This window comes from Nonomuraea sp. NPDC049480 (assembly GCF_044465905.1).
GTDB lineage: Bacteria > Actinomycetota > Actinomycetes > Streptosporangiales > Streptosporangiaceae > Nonomuraea.
Genome location: NZ_JBITMD010000042.1, coordinates 1 through 16064 on the forward strand (window position 1 = coordinate 1; position 16064 = coordinate 16064).

Sequence of the window (16064 nt, forward strand, 5' to 3'; positions counted from 1 at the left end):
AAGGAAATGCAGTCGCTGTGCCTGAACGTCGAGGTGCTCTCCAGCGACGGCATGTCCATCGAGATGCGCGACACCGACGAGGACGTCTTCCGCGCTGCGGAGGAGCTCGGTATCGATCTGTCCCGGCGTGAGCCGAGCAGCGTGGAAGAAGTCTGAGCGCCTCAGGGCTTCAGGCGACGGCCACGATCGCCATCCGGGAGAAGCTGGCGGGGCTTCTACCTGGTCGAATGCGCGGACCTGGCGGAGGCGGAGGAGATCGCCCGGCACTGCCCGATGGGGGCGGGCGTCGAGATCCGCCCCGTCTGGTCGGCGCCGTCCTGATCCCGTCGGCGCTGACCAGGGTTTTCGGCTGCTCCGGGTTGTGACCTTGGGCACTGACGGCGCCCGGGGCCCGGCTGACAGTGAAGGCATGGACCTGATCAGCGTGGAGTTCGAAGGGGGCTGCGTGGCGCGTACGCGCCGCGCGGTCCTGGCTTGCGCCCGCGACCAGGGGGTGGCGGGCGAGCGGCTGGGGGACTTCCTGGCGGCGGTCAACGAGTGCGTCGTCAACGCGGTGGAGCACGGCGGCGGGCGAGGGCGGCTGCGCATGTGGCGGGAGGACGGCAGGCTGGTGTGCGAGGTCACCGACGCCGGACAGGGGATCCCCGCGGGCGTGCTGGAGGAGAAGGGCCTGCCCGGGCCGTCGGCGCCGGGCGGGCGCGGCATCTGGCTGACCCGCCGCCTGTCGGACGAGGCCGCCTTCACGACCGGTCCTCTGGGCACCGCCGTGCGCGTGACCCTGCACCTGACCGATGCGCGGGCCGCGGCGGATCCGCCGATGACGCCGGGCCCCGTGGCCACCGCCCTGTGACCCGCGCCAGGCGAATGGTTCAGGCAAGGAGCGGGTACGGGAACGTCCTCCGCGAGAAGGGCCGGGTTCGCCGATGATCGGAAGGCTGGTCGAGCTGGGCGGCTTCGGGCTCGAGGCCGTCGTCGCGCTCACCCGCAACGGGCTGCTGGCTCCGGTGCCGCCCGCCGCGCTGGCGCGCATCGTGGAGGCGTACCGGCACTTCCACGTCACGCCCGCCGCCGGCCTGGCCATGGCGGCGGCGCGCTGGCCGGAGCGGCGGGCTGTCGTGGACGAGGCGGGGGCGATCACGTTCGCCGAGCTGGACGCGCGGGCGGCGGCGCTGGCCGCGGGCCTGCACCACCGGCACGGCGTGGGACCGGGGCGGACGGTCGCGGTCATGTGGCCCAACGACCGCGGCTTCCCGACGGCGGTCGCGGCGGTGTCCCGGCTCGACGCCGACCTGCTGCTGCTCAACACGGGGCTGGCCGGGCCACGGCTGCGGGACGTGCTGCGTCGCGAGGACGTGGACGTGCTGATCGCCGCACCGGACCTGCCGTCAGTGGACTTCGACGGCCCACGCGTCACCGACCTGGACGAACTGGCGCGGGAGGACGGCCCGCATGGCTACGACCTGGACGAGGCGGCGCGGGAAAGCGGTCCGGCCGTGGAGCCGCCGCGGCGGGCCGGGCGGCTGGTGTTGCTCACCTCCGGAACGACCGGCACGCCCAAGGGCGCGCCGCGCAGGCTGTCGCTGACCGGGCTGGCCGAGCCGTTCGTGTCCATGCTCGCCACCGTCCCGCTGCGCAGCGGCGAGCCGATGCTGATCGCGCCGCCGCTGTTCCACGGCCTCGGCCTGCTCTGGTACGCCGCCGCTTTGGTGCTGGGCTGCCCCGTCGTCCTGCTGCGCCGCTTCGACGCCGAGGCCGTGCTCGACGCCCTGGCCGCCGAGCGGGCCGGGGCGCTGGTGGCGGTGCCGATCATGCTGAGGCGGCTGCTGGCCTGCCCGCCGCGCCCGCTGCCGCACCTGCGCGTGGTCGTCTCCGGCGGCTCGGCGCTCCCGCCCGACCTGGCCGCCGCCTTCATGGACGCCTACGGCGACGTGCTCTACAACCTGTACGGCTCCACAGAGGCCGGCTGGGCCTCCATCGCCACGCCCGCCGACCTGCGCACCGCACCCGGCACCGTCGGCCGCCCGCCCCGCGGCGCCACCGTACGCGTCGCCGGCCCGGATGGCGCCGAGCAACCCGCGGGCGAGGTGGGCAGGGTGCTGGTGGCCGGCGGGCTGACGTTCACCGCCGCCGCGGACGGCCTGCTGAGCACCGGCGATCTCGGGCACCGGGACGGCAGCGGCCTGCTGTTCATCGACGGCCGCGACGACGACATGATCGTCTCCGGGGGCGAGAACGTGTTCCCGCAGGAGGTCGAGCACCTGCTGGCCCGCCAGCCCGGTGTGGCGGACGTGGCCGTGCTGGGCGTGCCGGACGAGGAGTACGGCCAGCGCCTGGCGGCGTACGTCGTCCCCGAGGAGGGGGCGGCGCCGTCGGCCGACGAGCTGAGGCGGGCGGTCAAGGCGGAGCTGGCCGGGTTCAAGGTGCCGCGCGACATCGAGTTCGTGGCGTCGGTGCCGCGCAACCAGACCGGCAAGGTCGACCGGCTCCGGCTCCGGCGGCGCTAGCCGGCGGTCACCTCTTCGGGCGGGCGAGGAACGTCGTGGCGATCACCGTGATGGCGATGATCACCGAGACGAGAACGATCGCAAGGGGCCAGTCCATGACGGCCTCCTCTCCAGGATCTCTGCAGCTCCATTCTCCCGCCCCAGGATCCCCGCTGACCAGGGGTGATGCCAGGGTGATGGCCCCCCGCCGTGGCGGCGGCACGGAACACCTCTTGACAGACACCACATTTCCGATCAAATTAGGCAAGGCTAACCTCATCGAGCTGTGGTGTGCCGCTCCTCGCCTGAGCGGATGGGACCTCCATGCATCTGCTGACAGCCGCGGATCCGCTCGCCGCACGACGACGCGGAGCCGACTCGAGGAGCTGATTCGTGAACCTCTTCGACGACCCTCACGACGAGTTCCTCGTCGTGGCCGACGCCGAGGACCGGCACTCCATCTGGCCGTCCTTCGCCGCCGTGCCCGACGGCTGGTCCGTGCGCTTCGGGCCGGACGTGCGGGCCGCCTGCCTGGCGTACGTCTGCGCCCACCGGACGCACCTGTGACGTTGAAGGGCTACTCGTAGGGCTCGCCGGGTGCGGGGAGGGGCTCGACGCCGGTGGCGGCCAAGGAGGGTACGGCGGTTCGGGCGGCGGGGATCCAGGTGCCGGTGACCCGCACCCAGGCGTCGGCCGCGGGGGCGGGCGCGCCCTTGACGGTGACCTTCATCGTGAGGGCGTCGGCGGCGCAGCAGCTGATGCGCAGGCGTGCGATGTGCCAGCCGGTCGGCGACGGGACGGCGAAGCCGGTCAGCCGTACGGTCTTGCCTTTGAGCGAGGCGGGGTCGGACCAGGCGCGCCCGCCGAACTCGCTCATGCTGAGATCGTTGACGCGGTCGTCCTTCAGCGGGGGCAGGTGGGCGTCGACGATGGATGGCGGGGGCGGGGCGGGGGTGTGCTCGGCCTGTTGGACGGTGTACGAGCCGAGGGCGGGCGGGGCGATCAGGAAGACCGCGGTGATCGGGACGGTCAGCAGCCACGCCGTCCGGGCTCCGTCGCGGTGGGGGTGCTCCTCCCGAGGCTCGAGGGCGGCGGGTTCGCGGCCCAGGAGTCGCGCCAGGTGCAGGTCTTCGGCGAGGCCGGCGCGGGTGAGCGTCGCCTGGCTCGCGGCGTTGCGCCTGCGGTGGCGCTCCAGTGCCACGGCGGTCACGCCCAGTGCGGCCAAGGCGACGCCGGCGGCGATGAGCAGCGGACGGTAGCCGGGTTTGACGTAGTTGGCGAAGTCCGTCGTGAAGGTGGAGATCTGCAGCAGGGTGCCGCCGAGCAGGAGCAGGAGCAGCCCCTGGGAGGTGCGGCTCACAGGGGTTCCTCGTAGGGTTCGGCGGGCGGTTCGACGGTGACGACTTCGGTGGCGGCGATGGCGGGGGGCACGTACGTGCCGGAGGTGCTGGCCGGGCGGGGGATCCATGTTCCGGTGACGCGTACCCAGGTGTCTTCGGGCGGGGCGGGTGCGCCTTCGACCGTCACCTCGAGGGCGAGGGCGTCGGCGGCGCAACAGTTGATGCGCATCCTGGTCAGGTGCCAGCCGCTGCCGGAAGTGACCACGAAGCCGGTCAGCCGGACGCGGTGGCCGGTCAGTGAGGTGCCGGTGGCGCGGGCGATGAATTCGCCGAGTGTCAGATCGGTGGCCGGGGCGCCCTGGTAGGCGGCAGCGGGCGGGGGCGGGCCTTGGTGCCGGCGGGCGGCGTACGAGCCGAGGGCGGGCGGCGTGATGAGCACGATCGCGAACACGGGCGCCGCCAGGAGCCACGCCACTCGGGGGGCGTGCCCAGGCCGCGGACGCAGGGCCGTCAGGAGGCCCAGCGTGACCAGCACGGCCCCGGTCCCGATGAGCGCGGGGCGGAAGCCGGGCCGGACGTAGTTGGCGTACATGGTGGAGAAGGCCGACACGCTCAGCAGCGTCGCCCCGACAACGACGAGCAGCCAACCCTGGGCTTGGCGGCTCACAGCAGCGCCCAGCCGGTGAGGAAGCTGACGGCGATGGCCAGCGCGAGGGTGAGGGGCAGGAAGCGCCGGGCGAAGGCGGAGCCGAAGGTGCCGGTGTGCAGGGCGATCAGTTTCAGGTCCACGATGGGGCCGACCACGAGGAACGCCAGTTTGGCGGTGGGGGAGAAGGTCGTGAGTGAGGCGGCGACGAATGCGTCGGCTTCGGAGCAGATGGACAGCAGCACGGCGAGCAGCGCCAGCACCAGGACCGATATGACGGGGATTCCGCCGAGGGCGGTCAGCCATTCACGGGGTATGGCGACGTTGAGGGTGGCTGCGGCCAGGGCGCCGAGGACGAGGTAGCCGCCGGCGTGCATGAGGTCGTGGCACATCGCGTCGAGGAAGGCGGCCCATCGGCTCTGTCCCGGTTCGGCGGTTCTGCGTGGTGCGGGCAGCCAGGCGGCCCGGCCGAATCGTGCCCAGATCCAGCCGGCGAGTACGGCGACGGCCAGGGAGGCGGCGAAGCGGGCGATCACCATGGACGGGTCGCCGGGGAAGGCGACGGCGGTGGCCACGAGTACGACCGGGTTGATCGCGGGGGATGCCAGGAGGAACGCCAGTGCCGCCGGCGCGGCCACGCCTCGTGCGATCAGGCCGGAGGCGACCGGCACCGACGCGCATTCGCAGCCCGGCAGGACCGCTCCGGCGATCCCGGCGACCGGCACCGCCGCGTACGTCCGCCGGGGCAGGGCCCGGGTCCAGAACGAGGTGGGGACGAAGGCGGTGATCGCGGCCGACAGCGCCACTCCGAGGACCAGGAAGGGAATCGCCTGGACGCACACCGCCACGAAGACCGTCGCCCATGTCCGCAGCGCCGGATGCGTCAGGTGTGGTGCGAGCAGGAATCTGCCGGCCACGAGCAGGGCGACCAGGGCGAGAAAGGCCCAGGGCGGCCCGAGGAGCTGCCGGGGGTTGGTGGTCGTGGTCATCGGCCGCTTGTCGCCCCTCCGCCTCCGGTTTTCGGAGGGTTCAGTATGACATGTCGGTGACAACCGTTTTCATTGTGTGAAGTGGTGGATGTGGTCGCGTACCCACTGCTCGAAGGTGCGCGGCTCCCGTCCGGTGATCTCGCGGACCGCCGGCACCACCGTGGACGCCTGCGGCGGCGGGTTCCCCTGCCAGGAGGCCAGCAGGTCGATCAGCTCAGCGTCGTAGCCGGCCCGCCGCCAGCGCTCGCGGGCCTGCTCTTCGGTCAGCTCGTCGAACTCCAGCTCCCGGCCGAGCACTTTGCCGATCATCGCCAGGCGCCGGCGGGGCGTGTACGTCTCGGGTCCGGTCAGCGGGTACGTCCGCCCGCCGTGCCCGCCTCGGGCGAGGACCGCGGCCGCGACCGCTCCCACGTCGGCCTCGTGGATCATGGCGATCGGGACGTCGCCGAACGGCTCGGACACCCGTCCGTGCGCGCGGATGGCGGGTGCCCAGCCGAGCGTGTTGCTCATGAAGTCCGTCGGCTCGATCCGCGTCCACTCGACGTCGACGTGGGAGAAGGCCTCCTCGACGGGGCCGGGCCGGCCGTTCCACAGCAGTGTCACCCGCCGCACGCCGGCCTCGGCGGCCATCGCCGCCAGTTCGGGGCCGGTGCGCAGGGTGGCGTAGTCGTCGCCGCCTGCGGTCAGCAGATGCGCGCCGAGGACGCCGCGCAGCGCGGGGCGGACGCTGCCGGGGTCGGTGAGGTCTCCTTGGACCACCTCGACCTGGCCGGGCAGGCGGGCGCCGGCCGGGTCCCGGGTCAGCGCCCGTACCCGGTGGCCCCGGCGCAGCAGTTCTTGCACGACATGGCGGCCGGCCTTGCCGGTCGCCCCGGTCACGAGAAACGTCATGGTCGGGAGGCTAGGCCGGGGCGGCCGGGCGGCGCTTCGGTCCGCGGGCGGAGTACGGGCCCGTCTTTGGGCCTAGGTCCGCGTCAGGCGGTGCCGTGCGGGTTGTCGATGACGTAACGCCATCGGCCGTCGGCGCCGCGGCGGACGACGTCGGTGGCGGTCCCGCTGAGGTCGACGGTGCTGCCGTCGCGGGCGGTACCGCGCATGGACCAGTCCACGATGAGCAGGGCGATGTCGCCGGCGACGTAGACGTGGCGAGGGCGGGCTTCGATGGGGAGGCCGAAGCTCTGCAGGTGCCGGGTGGCGGCGAGCCGGGCGGGGCCGGTGACGGGCCGGCCGGGGACGGGTACGAGGACGGCGTCGTCTTCGTAGACATGGTCGACGGCGTGCGGATCACCGGAGTTCATGGCCGCGACGAAGCGCGAGGCGGGGCTGTCGGGGTCGCCGGCGAGGATCGTGTGCGGCTGCGGGGTGTCATGACTGTCCATGACAAAATGATCATATCACTGAGGGAGCCGGATTGTCGTCGGCTCCCGCTAACGTCCCGATCATGGTGAGCCGATTCTCGCAGGACGCCCCCGTGCGCGCATGGGACGACCTGCTCGCATGCGTTCAGGCCGGAGACGCGACCCGCACGGCCCGTCTCGTCGAGAGCCTGCGGGACGCCGATCGCAAGGTGGTCGCGGCCGGACTGCCGCGTTGTCTGGCCGGCCATGGGCCCGAGCGGGCCGGCTGGGAGGAGTGGGACAGGCGGCTGTCGCCGCTGCTGGTGGCGGGCGCCGGCTGTCTGAGCGGCGCCGCGGCCGTCACCGCGTGGCTGCTGCGGCGTGAGTTCCGCCGCCGCGCCGGGCACGGCGACGTGGCCTCCATCCTGCGCCTGCTGCGCCGGCGGCCCGTCGAATGGCAGGCGGACGTGGCGCTGCGCCTGGCCCGGCGGCTGCGCCACGCCGATCTGTGGCCGTGGGAGGTGGCCGCGGCGCTCGTCCGGGAGACCGGTGTGCGGCCGCCGGACGGTGATGCGTTCATGACGGGCTGCTGGAGCGCGCGGCCGTGATCGACGGGCTCATCGGGCGGCTGCTGCGCGACGGGCCTTCCGCGCTGAGCCCGCTGGCGGGCCTGCACGACCGGCTCGACCCGGACCTGGACGAGGCCGCCGCGCGGGCCCGCGACTACGCCCGGCTGCTGCCGGCCGGGCCGGTCGCGGTGGCCGACATGGCGCTGGCGCATGGTCCCACCGGGCCCCCGGGCAGCTGCGCCGCGTTACGCCCGTGGTGGCACCCGTTCGACCCGCACCTGTTCGGACGCTTCGGCGACGTGGCCTACGAAACCGTCGTGGAGGCGCTGCTCCGGGCCTTCCTGGCGTTCGCCTCCCCACAGGACAGCAGGACCCTGTCCGAAGGGCCGCCGAAGGATGACCGCTGGGCGGCGGCCCGGGGCACGCTCGATGAGCTGTACGTCCGCCGCGCCCGGGAGCTCACGGCGCGCTTCGAGGACGGCGGCGCCTATCCCGTCGTGCTCGCCACGCCCACGACAGGCACCGGTCACATCGACCCCGGCGCGCTGCTCGACCGCCTCGACCGCTTGGAGGCCGCGGGTGTGCGGGCGCTGCCCGCCGACCTGACCCAGGCCCTGCTCCGGCTGCCCCGCGAGATCCCCGCCGCCGACGTCACCCGCGCCGGGCGGCTGACCTCGGAGGCGGGCCGGGCCTGCGCCGCCTGGATGCGCGCAGGGCGGCTCGGCGACCCGCAGGTGACGCTCTCCCTTCGCGGGAATGCCCGCTACGGCTCGGCGTCGCCGGAGCTGCACGCCACGATCACCCTGCCGGACGCGCCCGATGCGATCCGCGAGCTGCTGCGGACGCGACCGGCCTACCTGGTCATGCCGACGTGGTGGCCGCCCGTCATGCCGTCGCATCGCGACGTCGTGGCCGCGCACCTGGCCGAGTCGCTGTTCGCCTCGATGGACAGCGGTGACGGGCAGGCGCAGGCACTGACGGACCTGGCCCACGGGGAGGGCCCGCTCGGGGCCGGCATGGCGTACGCGCTGGCGTGCGGCATGGGCCACGCGCGGCGCATGGCGTACGCGCTGGCGTGCGGCATGGGCCACGCGCGGGCCGCCGACCGCGCATCCGCCACCGACGCGTTGCTGACGCTGGCCGCCCGCGGCGAGGTGCCGGCAGCGGAGCTGGGGGAGGTGGTCACGACCCTGGTCGGCGCCGACCACCTCAAGCTCAACCGGCTGGTCTCGGCGCTCGACGACGCCACGCAGGCCGGTGCGCATGAGACGGTGTGGGCGCTGATCGCAGGGGCGCTGCCCGGGGTGCTGCCCGTGGACGGCGAGCGGCCGCGCGCCGGGCTGGCCGACCTGCTGGCGGCCGGCGCCAGGGCGGCCAGGATCGCCGGGGTGCGCGCCGACCTGCCGGAGGTGGCGGAAATCGCGGCCCGGAAAGGGTCGAGCAGGCTCGTGCAGGAGGCGCGGCGGCTGCGGCACCTCGTGGCCTCGTAAGCGTGTCCCATCCGGCAGACTGAGTCGATGCGCCGTTTCGCGATCCCGGCTCTCCTGGCCCTCGTCGTCGTCCTGGCCGGCTGCGGTGACGAGACGGTGCTGGCCGAGGGTGCCGGCGACGAGACGGTGCTGGCCGAGGGTGCCGGCGACGTCCCGATCACACACCGGGCGATCGCGGCGATGACCCTCGAGCACGCACCCGACGACACGACCCGTCGCGAGGCGACCTGGGCCGACCGCAGCTACCACGGTGGCGGGCTCGGCGCCGACCTGCGCTATCACGCCACCGGCGAGAGCGACGGCGGCCTGCTTCGCGTCTTCGTCACTCCGGAGCGGGGACCGAAGAACCCGTGCGCCGACGCCGAGAGCTGGAAGCACTGCGAGAGCAGACACGTCGACGAGGGCACGCTCACGCTGATCTGGCAACTGGAGGAACCCGAGGAGGACGGCGGGTTCGTCGAGGTGACCCTGCAACGCGCCGACGAGACCGTCTCGGTGGCGTGGCTGGGCGACCCGATCACGCGCGATCCCCGGAAGATGGACCTCTTCGTCCCGGTCGACACGCTCGAGGAGATCGCCCAGGACGAGCGCATCAGCATGACCACGTCCCAGGTCGTCGTCGACGCCGGTGCCGACCTCGACGAGTGGGAGGGCGGCGAGGTCGGCGACAGGTACGACCGGGTGCCGTCGACCGACCAGGGCATCGGGTGGGGCTACTGGCTCGCCGCCGGTGGTTACAGCCGCTACCACGACCTGCGGCCGTCGCCGCTGAAGGCCGAGTTCGGTGAAGGAGCGATCGGCGCTCAGTTCGACGCGGACCAGTGGGGCCGCGACTTGCCGGCCCAGACGATCGACGTCGTCGCCGCGCCCCAGGCGCCGGACTGGATGAGCGCCGACGTCTGCGAGAGCGAGCGCTTCGCCGGACACTGCCTCGCGGCGCCAGGCAAGAGGGGGCCACGCTGGTTCGCATGGGTGCCCGGGCCGGCCGGCACCGGCGAGATCTGGACGGTCGCGCAGCGGGACGACGAGGTCGTCGCGTTCCGCTACAGCGACCTTGACGTGCCCGAGGCCCAACGCGAGGCGCAGGAGCTGGTGGAGTGGTGGAGCGCGAAGGAGCTGCTGAACAATTACCGGATCGGCCTGATGACCGACCAGGAGGTCCTGGACGCCGACCTCTGACGCATGCCGCGACGGTGGGCGGGTACCGACCGGGCACTGATCTGCAAGGACATCAGCCGGGCAGCCGGGCTGGGCACCGAACCGGGCCCGGTGGGGGCAACACGGCGGCAAGCCCGCTGTCCACCAAAACTCTCACCTTCGTCACCGGCGCGCTGCGCCAGCACCTGAAGGCGATCGGCTCGCGCTGGCGCAAGCTCCGCGCAGGGAAGATCACCATCCTCGTGCTCGCCGTACTCCGCCATGACCAGGTTCAGGCGGTGCAAGGGGATCTTGACTTTCGACGTTCTGGCAGGGTTGTGAGGTTCGCTTCGTCGTGTGGGCTGTCCTGCCGGTGGATGCGTTGTTGACGGCAGCGGCGTGGTCGGAGGCCGTTCGCCCGGAGGCAGACGAAGCCCTCGAGGAAATTCCTCGAGGGCTTCGTCCTCCCGTAGATGCCGCCGGCCACCTCCGGGATTCTGTGGGTGCTGTGGCCGCAGGAAACGACCTCGTCTGCGTTTGCGGGTGCCTTTACCGGCCGCGGCAGTGGCCGTTCCCGCTGGAGTACAGGCCCGCGAAGACCGGCGGAGTGCTGGGGACGAAGCGGATGCGCAGGCACTGGCGCTTGCCCGCGGCCTCTGCGGCCTTCACGGCGATCAGGCCGGCCCCGATCGTGATCACCCTGCAGGCGGGGTGGCCGCATGTGCCGGATATCACCGCCGCCGCTCCCGTCGGGGTGACCATCCGCCTGGTCAGGCCGCGGCTGAAGTAGAGGCTGCAGGTGACCCAGCCGCAGTCCACGGTAATGGGGGAGCTCGCCTGAGCGGTCGCGATGGCGACCGAGCGAGCCGGGGCGGCCTGGCTCGCCTGGGCGGGGGCCGCGGTGCCGGCTCCCAGGAGTCCGGCGGCCAGGAGCAGGGACGCCACGCGCAGGAAGATCATGATGAACCTCCGGTTGGGAACGAGGTGCTGACGGGCTCCACCGTCCCGGAGCGGCGTTCCTTCCACGCTCAGTCCGCATTCAGCCGCGCGCCGCTGAATGCCCGCTGAACACCCGCATTGCAGGATTTTTCGTAGTTTCATGGGGATGGGAGGGCGCTCATGGACATCCGCATCCTGGGACCGCTCGAGGTCCGCGACGGGAACGCCGCACGCGGTCCGCAGGCCCCCAAGGTGCGCGGCCTTCTAGCCGCCCTCCTGCTCAACCGCGGCCACCCGGTCACGTACGACCGCATCAAGCGTCTGCTCTGGAACGACCAGGACAAGAGCGACATCGTCGTCCGCCGCTACGCCGGCGAGTTACGGGCCATCCTCGGCCCGGCCGCCATCGTGTCCGGCCCGCGCTCCTACACCCTGCATCTGGACGGCCACACCCTGGACTCCGACCGCTTCGCCGACCTTGTGGACGAGGGCCTGCGCGAGGCCGCGCACAGCCGGCCCGAACGCGCGCGGGCGCTGCTGGAACAGGCGCTGTCACTGTGGCGGGGCAGCGCGTTCGAGGGGCTCGAAGGCGACGGGTTCCGCTGGCGTGAGGTGGGCCTCCTGCGTACAGACCTTGAACGGCGGCGCCTCGCGGCCCTGTGCGGCCGGGCCGAGCTGGACCTCGCCGCGGGCCGCTGCCGGGAGGCGGCCGAGGACCTGGCCCCGCTGGTGGCGGCCCGTCCCCGCGACACCCGCCTGCGCAGGCTCTCCATGCTGGCGCTGCACCGCGCCGGCGACACCGCCGCGGCGCTGGAGACCTACCGCGACGCCTGCCGCGCCGACGCCGGCTCGCCCGAGCTCGAACAGCTCTACCAGCGCATCCGCGCCGGCGATCCGCTGCTGCGCGCCGACGCCGTCCGGCTGCTGCCGCACGACGTGCCCGGCTTCACCGGCCGCACCGCCGAACTGGCCGCCTTGTCCGGGCTCATACGCAGGCCGGGGCCCCGGCCTGCGAGCATCCTGATCCACGGCCACGCCGGCATGGGCAAGTCCGCGCTCGCCGTACACGCCGCCTGGACGCTGGAACGGGAGTTCCCGGACGGGATGCTCTTCGCCGACCTGCGGCGAGGCGGCCCCGAGACGGCACTGGAGGAGTTCCTGCGCTGGCTCGGCTGCCCCGTCGACCGCGTACCCCGTTCGCTGGAGGAACGGGAGCGGCTCTTCCGCCGGTACGCCGCGGGCCGCGGGCTGCTCGTCCTGATCGACAATGCCGAACGCGAAGAGCAGGTCAGACCCCTGCTGGCGGCCCGGACCACGATCATCACCAGCCGTTCGCCGCTGGCCGGCCTGGACGTCACCCGCTCGATCGCCCTGGAGGCCATGCCCGGAGAGCACGCGCTGGAGCTGCTGGCCGCGCTGTCCGGCGCGAGCGGCGGCGACCCCGGCTTGGCGCGGCTGGCCGAGGTCTGTGCCGGGCTGCCGATCGCCCTGCGCATCGCCGGCGTGCGGCTGGCGTCCCGGCCGGGCTGGACACCGGGCTACCTGGCCTCGCTGCTGGCCGACGAGCGCTCGCGGAACGAGCGGTTCCGGTCGGGCGATCTGAGTCTGCACGCCGTGTTCGAGCTGGGCTACCAGGGGCTGCCGGAACCTGAGCAGGCGCTGTTGCGCCGGCTCGGCGCGCTCCCCGGGGGCGACTTCGCGGACTGGGTCGTGCCGCTCCTCGGCGGCGGCGAGGCCGAGACCCTGGTCGACGCGGGGCTGCTGATCTCCCACCTGGTCGACGTGGCCGGCGCGGCCCGCTACCGCCTGCACGATCTGACCAAGGGATACACCAGGTGGCGGCTGGAACGGGAGGAGGGCGCGACCGCTCGGGAACGGATTCTCGCCGCCCTCGCCCGTCACGTGATGGAACGGGTCAGGGGTGTCCGGCTCGTGCTGGCCCCGTACGAGCCGGGCTGGGGCGGCACCGAGGTCCCCGGCGAGCCGAGCTCGTTCGCCACCGCGGACGTGCGGACGAACGTGAACTGGCTGCTGGCCGAGCGGGCCTTCCTCGTCGGCCTGGTTACCGAGCTGCACGAGGCGCGGTTGTGGGACGAATGCTGGCGGCTGGGCCACCTGCTCGCCGTGTTCTTCGAGCGCCACCGGTTCCTGGACGACTGGCAGCGCGTGGGCGACCTCGCGCTCGACGCGGCCCGGCGCGCCGGGCACGAGCGCGGCGCGGCGCTCGTCCTGCGCGGGCAGGCCGACCTGCACCGGATGCGCGGCGAGTTCGAGCAGGCACACGCCGCACTGTCGGAGTGCCTGGGCCACTTCAACGCCCAAGGGGACGCCCGCGACCAGGCGCACACGCTGCGGCGGCTGGGCGAGGTGCACCTCGCCCGCGACGACCTCGCCCCCGCGCGGGTCTGCCTGAACCGGTGCTTGAACGCCTTCCTCGCCGGCAACGACCTGCGCGGAACCGGCGACACGCTGGTCCTGCTCGGCGCGGTCCTGCACCGCCTGGGCAACGTGTCCGACGCGGCCGAGCGGCTGAACGAGGCCGAGTCGCTGCTCCGGGTGCTTGGCGACCGCCAGCGTCACGCGCTCTGCCTGCTCCTGCTGGCCGACGTACGGCTCACGCAGTACGAGGACGGCCCGGCCAGGGAGGCGGCCCAGCAGGCCATGGCCACGGCGAGCGGACTGCGCGACCGGCACCTGCGCGCTCGAGCCCTCCTCGTCCTGTCCGCGATCGACTGCCATGAGGGCGCCGGGCTGCGCGCGGCCGAGCTCGCCGGTGAGGCCGCGGACATTCTGGGTGAGACGGGCGACGCCCGCGACCAGGCGGACGCGCTGCTCGCCCGCGGCCGGGCCGAACTGGTGGCCGAGCACCTCGACGACGCGATAGCCCGCCTGGAGGAGGCGCTGGAGGCTCATCGCCGCACGGGCGACGCCTTCGCCCAGGTTCGTACGCTGGAGTCGCTCGCCGAGGGCCATCTCCGGCGCTACCAGCCCGACCGGGCCCTTGACCGATATCGCGAGGGCGCGGAACTCGCCGCGCGACTGAGTTTCCGCCTGCTCCACGTCCGCCTCCTGAACGGTACGGGCCTGGCCTGCCAGGCGCTTGGGCGGCCGGGCGAGGCGTCGCGCGCATGGCAGGAGGCGCTCGGCCTGGCGGGCGACCTGCCCGCGCGGGAGACGGACATGATCAGGCTGCTTCTGGAGGCCAGGTGAGCGAGGCCACGGCACCTCCCGAGATCGGTCCCTATCAGGTGCGCGCCAAGCTCGGCGAGGGCGGCATGGGAATCGTCTACCTCGCGATCGCCGAGGACGGCCGCGAGGTCGCCGTCAAGCTGCTCCGCCCGCACCTGCTCGAAGCGCCGGGCGGCAGGCGGCGGTTCGAGCAGAACGCTGGAGGCGGTCCGGCGCGCTCCAGCGTTCTGCACCGCCCCGCTGCTGGACTACGACCTCGACGGCCCCGAACCGTACCTCGTCACGGAATACGTGGAAGGCCCCGGCCTGGACCACTACCTGCACACGCGCGGGCCGCTGCGCGGCGCGGAACTGCACGCGTTCGCCGCGTACACGATGCAGGGCCTGCACAGCATGCACGCGCTGGGCATCGTGCACCGTGACCTCAAGCCGTCCAACGTGCTGCTCGGGGCGGCCGGGCCGCGCATCATCGACTTCGGGATCGCGCGCCTGCCCGACTCCACCCTCACCACCGCCTCCCATCTGGTCGGCACGCCCGCGTTCATGTCGCCCGAGCAGGTCGAGCGGCGGCCGGTGACCGCCGCGTCGGACGTGTTCTCCTGGGGCTCGCTGGTGGCCTACGCCGCCACCGGGCGAGCGCCGTTCGGCACCGGCCAGGCGGACGTCTTCCTCCGGATCCGTACGGGAGCACCCGATCTGGCGGGCATGGACGAAGCACTGCTGCCGCTCGTCCGGGGAGCCCTGGAGAAGGACCCCGCCAAGCGGATGACCTCGGCGGAGATCCTCGCCGCGCTCACGCTGGAGCCGGCGCCCCAACGCGCCCGGCGCGCCCGGCGCGGGTGGCGCTGGGCGGCCGGGCTGGCCTCGGGCGCGGCGCTCGTCGCGACCTTGCTGGCACTCAGGTACGACTCCGGGCGCCTGGTCGAGGACGACTTCGACGACCCCGCCAGTGGCTGGCAGGTGCTGGGCAGCGGGGTCGGCATCCAGGAGTACGGCCAGGGCTACTACGTGATGCGCCCGCAGCCCGGGTTCTCCATCTTCGCGCCCGCGCCTCGCGCCCTGTCCGCCGGGGACGTCGACATGACGGCGATCGCGCAGATGGACGGCGGGAGCGGCCTGTGGGGGGTGTGGTGCCGCGGGCACCGCTTCAACAGGTACGAGTTCTACGTCAGTGAGCTGGGTGACGCCTACATCTCCACGAACCTGTGGCGGAACCAGGACAAGCCCCACTACAAGCTCGCCCGCTGGGATCCCGGGGTGCGCAACACGATCCGGGGGCGCTGCAGGACGGTGTCCGGCGGTGTGGAGCTCACGATGTGGGTCAACGGGGTCCAGATCCTGTCCACCGTGGACCGGACGCCCTTCCCTCCCGGCCAGTTCGGCTTCAACGCCACCACCTGGGGCGGCCAGAAGACGAACGAGACCGTGGTCAGAGTTGACCACTTCGAGGCCCACCGCCCCTGAGCCCGATCGCGGACCAGGCGCCCGGTGCCGGGATGGCGCTGTGCCCCCGCGAGCTGGCCGAACGCGTCGATCCGGCCACCGCCCTGCTGCCCTGCGACGCCCAGACCGGCGCGGTCACCACCGTCGTCTGGCACCGCCTGCGCCCCCTGCACCCCGCCCGCCTGTTCGCCGCCGCCGAGGAGCCGGCCACCTGCTCGGTACGCGGCCGCGGCCGCTTCTGGCCGGCCAGCCGCCACGAGCGCATGCCGGCCTGGGACGCCGTCGCCGGCAGGTCACGGCACGCGACGCCGGTCCCTGGCTGGCGGCCCTGCCCGAGACTCGGTACGCGCCCCCCTGCACGGTGCCGCCAGGCAGCAAGGTCAGTAGGGGCTGATGGTGCGAACCTGAACGACAGCGCGACGACGCGGCTCAGCCAAGCGGGTTCTTCGCGAAGATCCACCACCGCGGGCTCGCCGGCCACTTGTTAGGATACGACTGTATC

General features: G+C 73.2%; 16 protein-coding genes. 10 read left to right on the top strand and 6 right to left on the bottom strand.

Features of this window, described 5'->3' with window-relative positions; all coding sequences use genetic code 11:
- Positions 1-219 precede the first annotated feature (219 nt).
- The 4 genes from ACIBX3_RS56660 (at position 220) to ACIBX3_RS56675 (ending at position 3050) form a co-directional block, all read left to right on the top strand.
- Positions 220-321 carry a hypothetical protein gene (locus tag ACIBX3_RS56660; RefSeq protein WP_397129209.1) on the top strand — a complete coding sequence of 34 codons (102 nt, stop codon included), beginning with the start codon at positions 220-222 and terminating at the stop codon, positions 319-321.
- 88 nt (positions 322-409) lie between these two features.
- Positions 410-850 (top strand): ATP-binding protein, encoded by a 441-nt coding sequence (locus ACIBX3_RS56665; protein ID WP_397129141.1) that lies wholly within the window; start codon positions 410-412, stop codon positions 848-850.
- A gap of 73 nt (positions 851-923) precedes the next feature.
- Positions 924-2504 (top strand): AMP-binding protein, encoded by a 1581-nt coding sequence (locus ACIBX3_RS56670; RefSeq protein WP_397129142.1) that lies wholly within the window; start codon positions 924-926, stop codon positions 2502-2504.
- A 372-nt stretch (positions 2505-2876) separates the two neighbouring features.
- Positions 2877-3050, top strand: coding sequence for an MbtH family protein (locus ACIBX3_RS56675; RefSeq protein ID WP_397129143.1), 174 nt, complete (start codon positions 2877-2879; stop codon positions 3048-3050).
- Between the two features lie 10 nt (positions 3051-3060).
- On the opposite strand, the gene ACIBX3_RS56680 is transcribed toward ACIBX3_RS56675, so the two are convergent.
- From ACIBX3_RS56680 to ACIBX3_RS56700, 5 genes are all read right to left on the bottom strand, one after another.
- Positions 3061-3843 carry a TIGR03943 family putative permease subunit gene (locus ACIBX3_RS56680; RefSeq protein WP_397129144.1) on the bottom strand — a complete coding sequence of 261 codons (783 nt, stop codon included), beginning with the start codon at positions 3841-3843 and terminating at the stop codon, positions 3061-3063.
- Positions 3840-4490: a TIGR03943 family putative permease subunit gene (locus ACIBX3_RS56685; protein ID WP_397129145.1), complete on the bottom strand. Its 651-nt coding sequence runs from the start codon at positions 4488-4490 to the stop codon at positions 3840-3842. Before ACIBX3_RS56685 ends, ACIBX3_RS56680 begins: the two co-directional genes overlap by 4 nt.
- Positions 4487-5458, bottom strand: a complete 972-nt coding sequence (locus ACIBX3_RS56690) for a permease (protein ID WP_397129146.1) — start codon at positions 5456-5458, stop codon at positions 4487-4489. Before ACIBX3_RS56690 ends, ACIBX3_RS56685 begins: the two co-directional genes overlap by 4 nt.
- 69 nt (positions 5459-5527) lie before the next feature.
- Positions 5528-6349: an SDR family oxidoreductase gene (locus ACIBX3_RS56695; protein ID WP_397129147.1), complete on the bottom strand. Its 822-nt coding sequence runs from the start codon at positions 6347-6349 to the stop codon at positions 5528-5530.
- Between the two features lie 83 nt (positions 6350-6432).
- Positions 6433-6837 carry a YybH family protein gene (locus ACIBX3_RS56700; protein ID WP_397129148.1) on the bottom strand — a complete coding sequence of 135 codons (405 nt, stop codon included), beginning with the start codon at positions 6835-6837 and terminating at the stop codon, positions 6433-6435.
- 62 nt (positions 6838-6899) lie between these two features.
- On the opposite strand from ACIBX3_RS56700, the gene ACIBX3_RS56705 reads away from it, so the two are divergent.
- Genes ACIBX3_RS56705 through ACIBX3_RS56715 form a run of 3 tightly spaced genes read left to right on the top strand, consistent with a single transcriptional unit; the run spans position 6900 to position 10033 of the window.
- Positions 6900-7403 carry a hypothetical protein gene (locus tag ACIBX3_RS56705; protein WP_397129149.1) on the top strand — a complete coding sequence of 168 codons (504 nt, stop codon included), beginning with the start codon at positions 6900-6902 and terminating at the stop codon, positions 7401-7403.
- Entirely contained in the window at positions 7400-8854 is a 1455-nt protein-coding gene (locus ACIBX3_RS56710; protein WP_397129150.1) for a hypothetical protein, read from the top strand. Before ACIBX3_RS56705 ends, ACIBX3_RS56710 begins: the two co-directional genes overlap by 4 nt.
- A gap of 27 nt (positions 8855-8881) precedes the next feature.
- On the top strand, positions 8882-10033 hold the full coding sequence (locus ACIBX3_RS56715) for a hypothetical protein (RefSeq protein WP_397129151.1): 1152 nt from the start codon (positions 8882-8884) through the stop codon (positions 10031-10033).
- Positions 10034-10540: 507 nt separating this feature from the next.
- Here ACIBX3_RS56715 and ACIBX3_RS56720 read toward each other — a convergent pair.
- Positions 10541-10951 carry a hypothetical protein gene (locus tag ACIBX3_RS56720; protein ID WP_397129152.1) on the bottom strand — a complete coding sequence of 137 codons (411 nt, stop codon included), beginning with the start codon at positions 10949-10951 and terminating at the stop codon, positions 10541-10543.
- A gap of 159 nt (positions 10952-11110) precedes the next feature.
- Between ACIBX3_RS56720 and ACIBX3_RS56725 the strand changes: the two genes are divergently transcribed.
- From ACIBX3_RS56725 to ACIBX3_RS56735, 3 genes are all read left to right on the top strand, one after another.
- Entirely contained in the window at positions 11111-14140 is a 3030-nt protein-coding gene (locus ACIBX3_RS56725; RefSeq protein WP_397129154.1) for a BTAD domain-containing putative transcriptional regulator, read from the top strand.
- Positions 14141-14362: 222 nt separating this feature from the next.
- Positions 14363-15583, top strand: coding sequence for a serine/threonine-protein kinase (locus ACIBX3_RS56730; RefSeq protein ID WP_397129210.1), 1221 nt, complete (start codon positions 14363-14365; stop codon positions 15581-15583).
- 32 nt (positions 15584-15615) lie between these two features.
- Positions 15616-16050, top strand: a complete 435-nt coding sequence (locus tag ACIBX3_RS56735) for a GTP-binding protein (protein WP_397129155.1) — start codon at positions 15616-15618, stop codon at positions 16048-16050.
- Positions 16051-16064 lie beyond the last annotated feature (14 nt).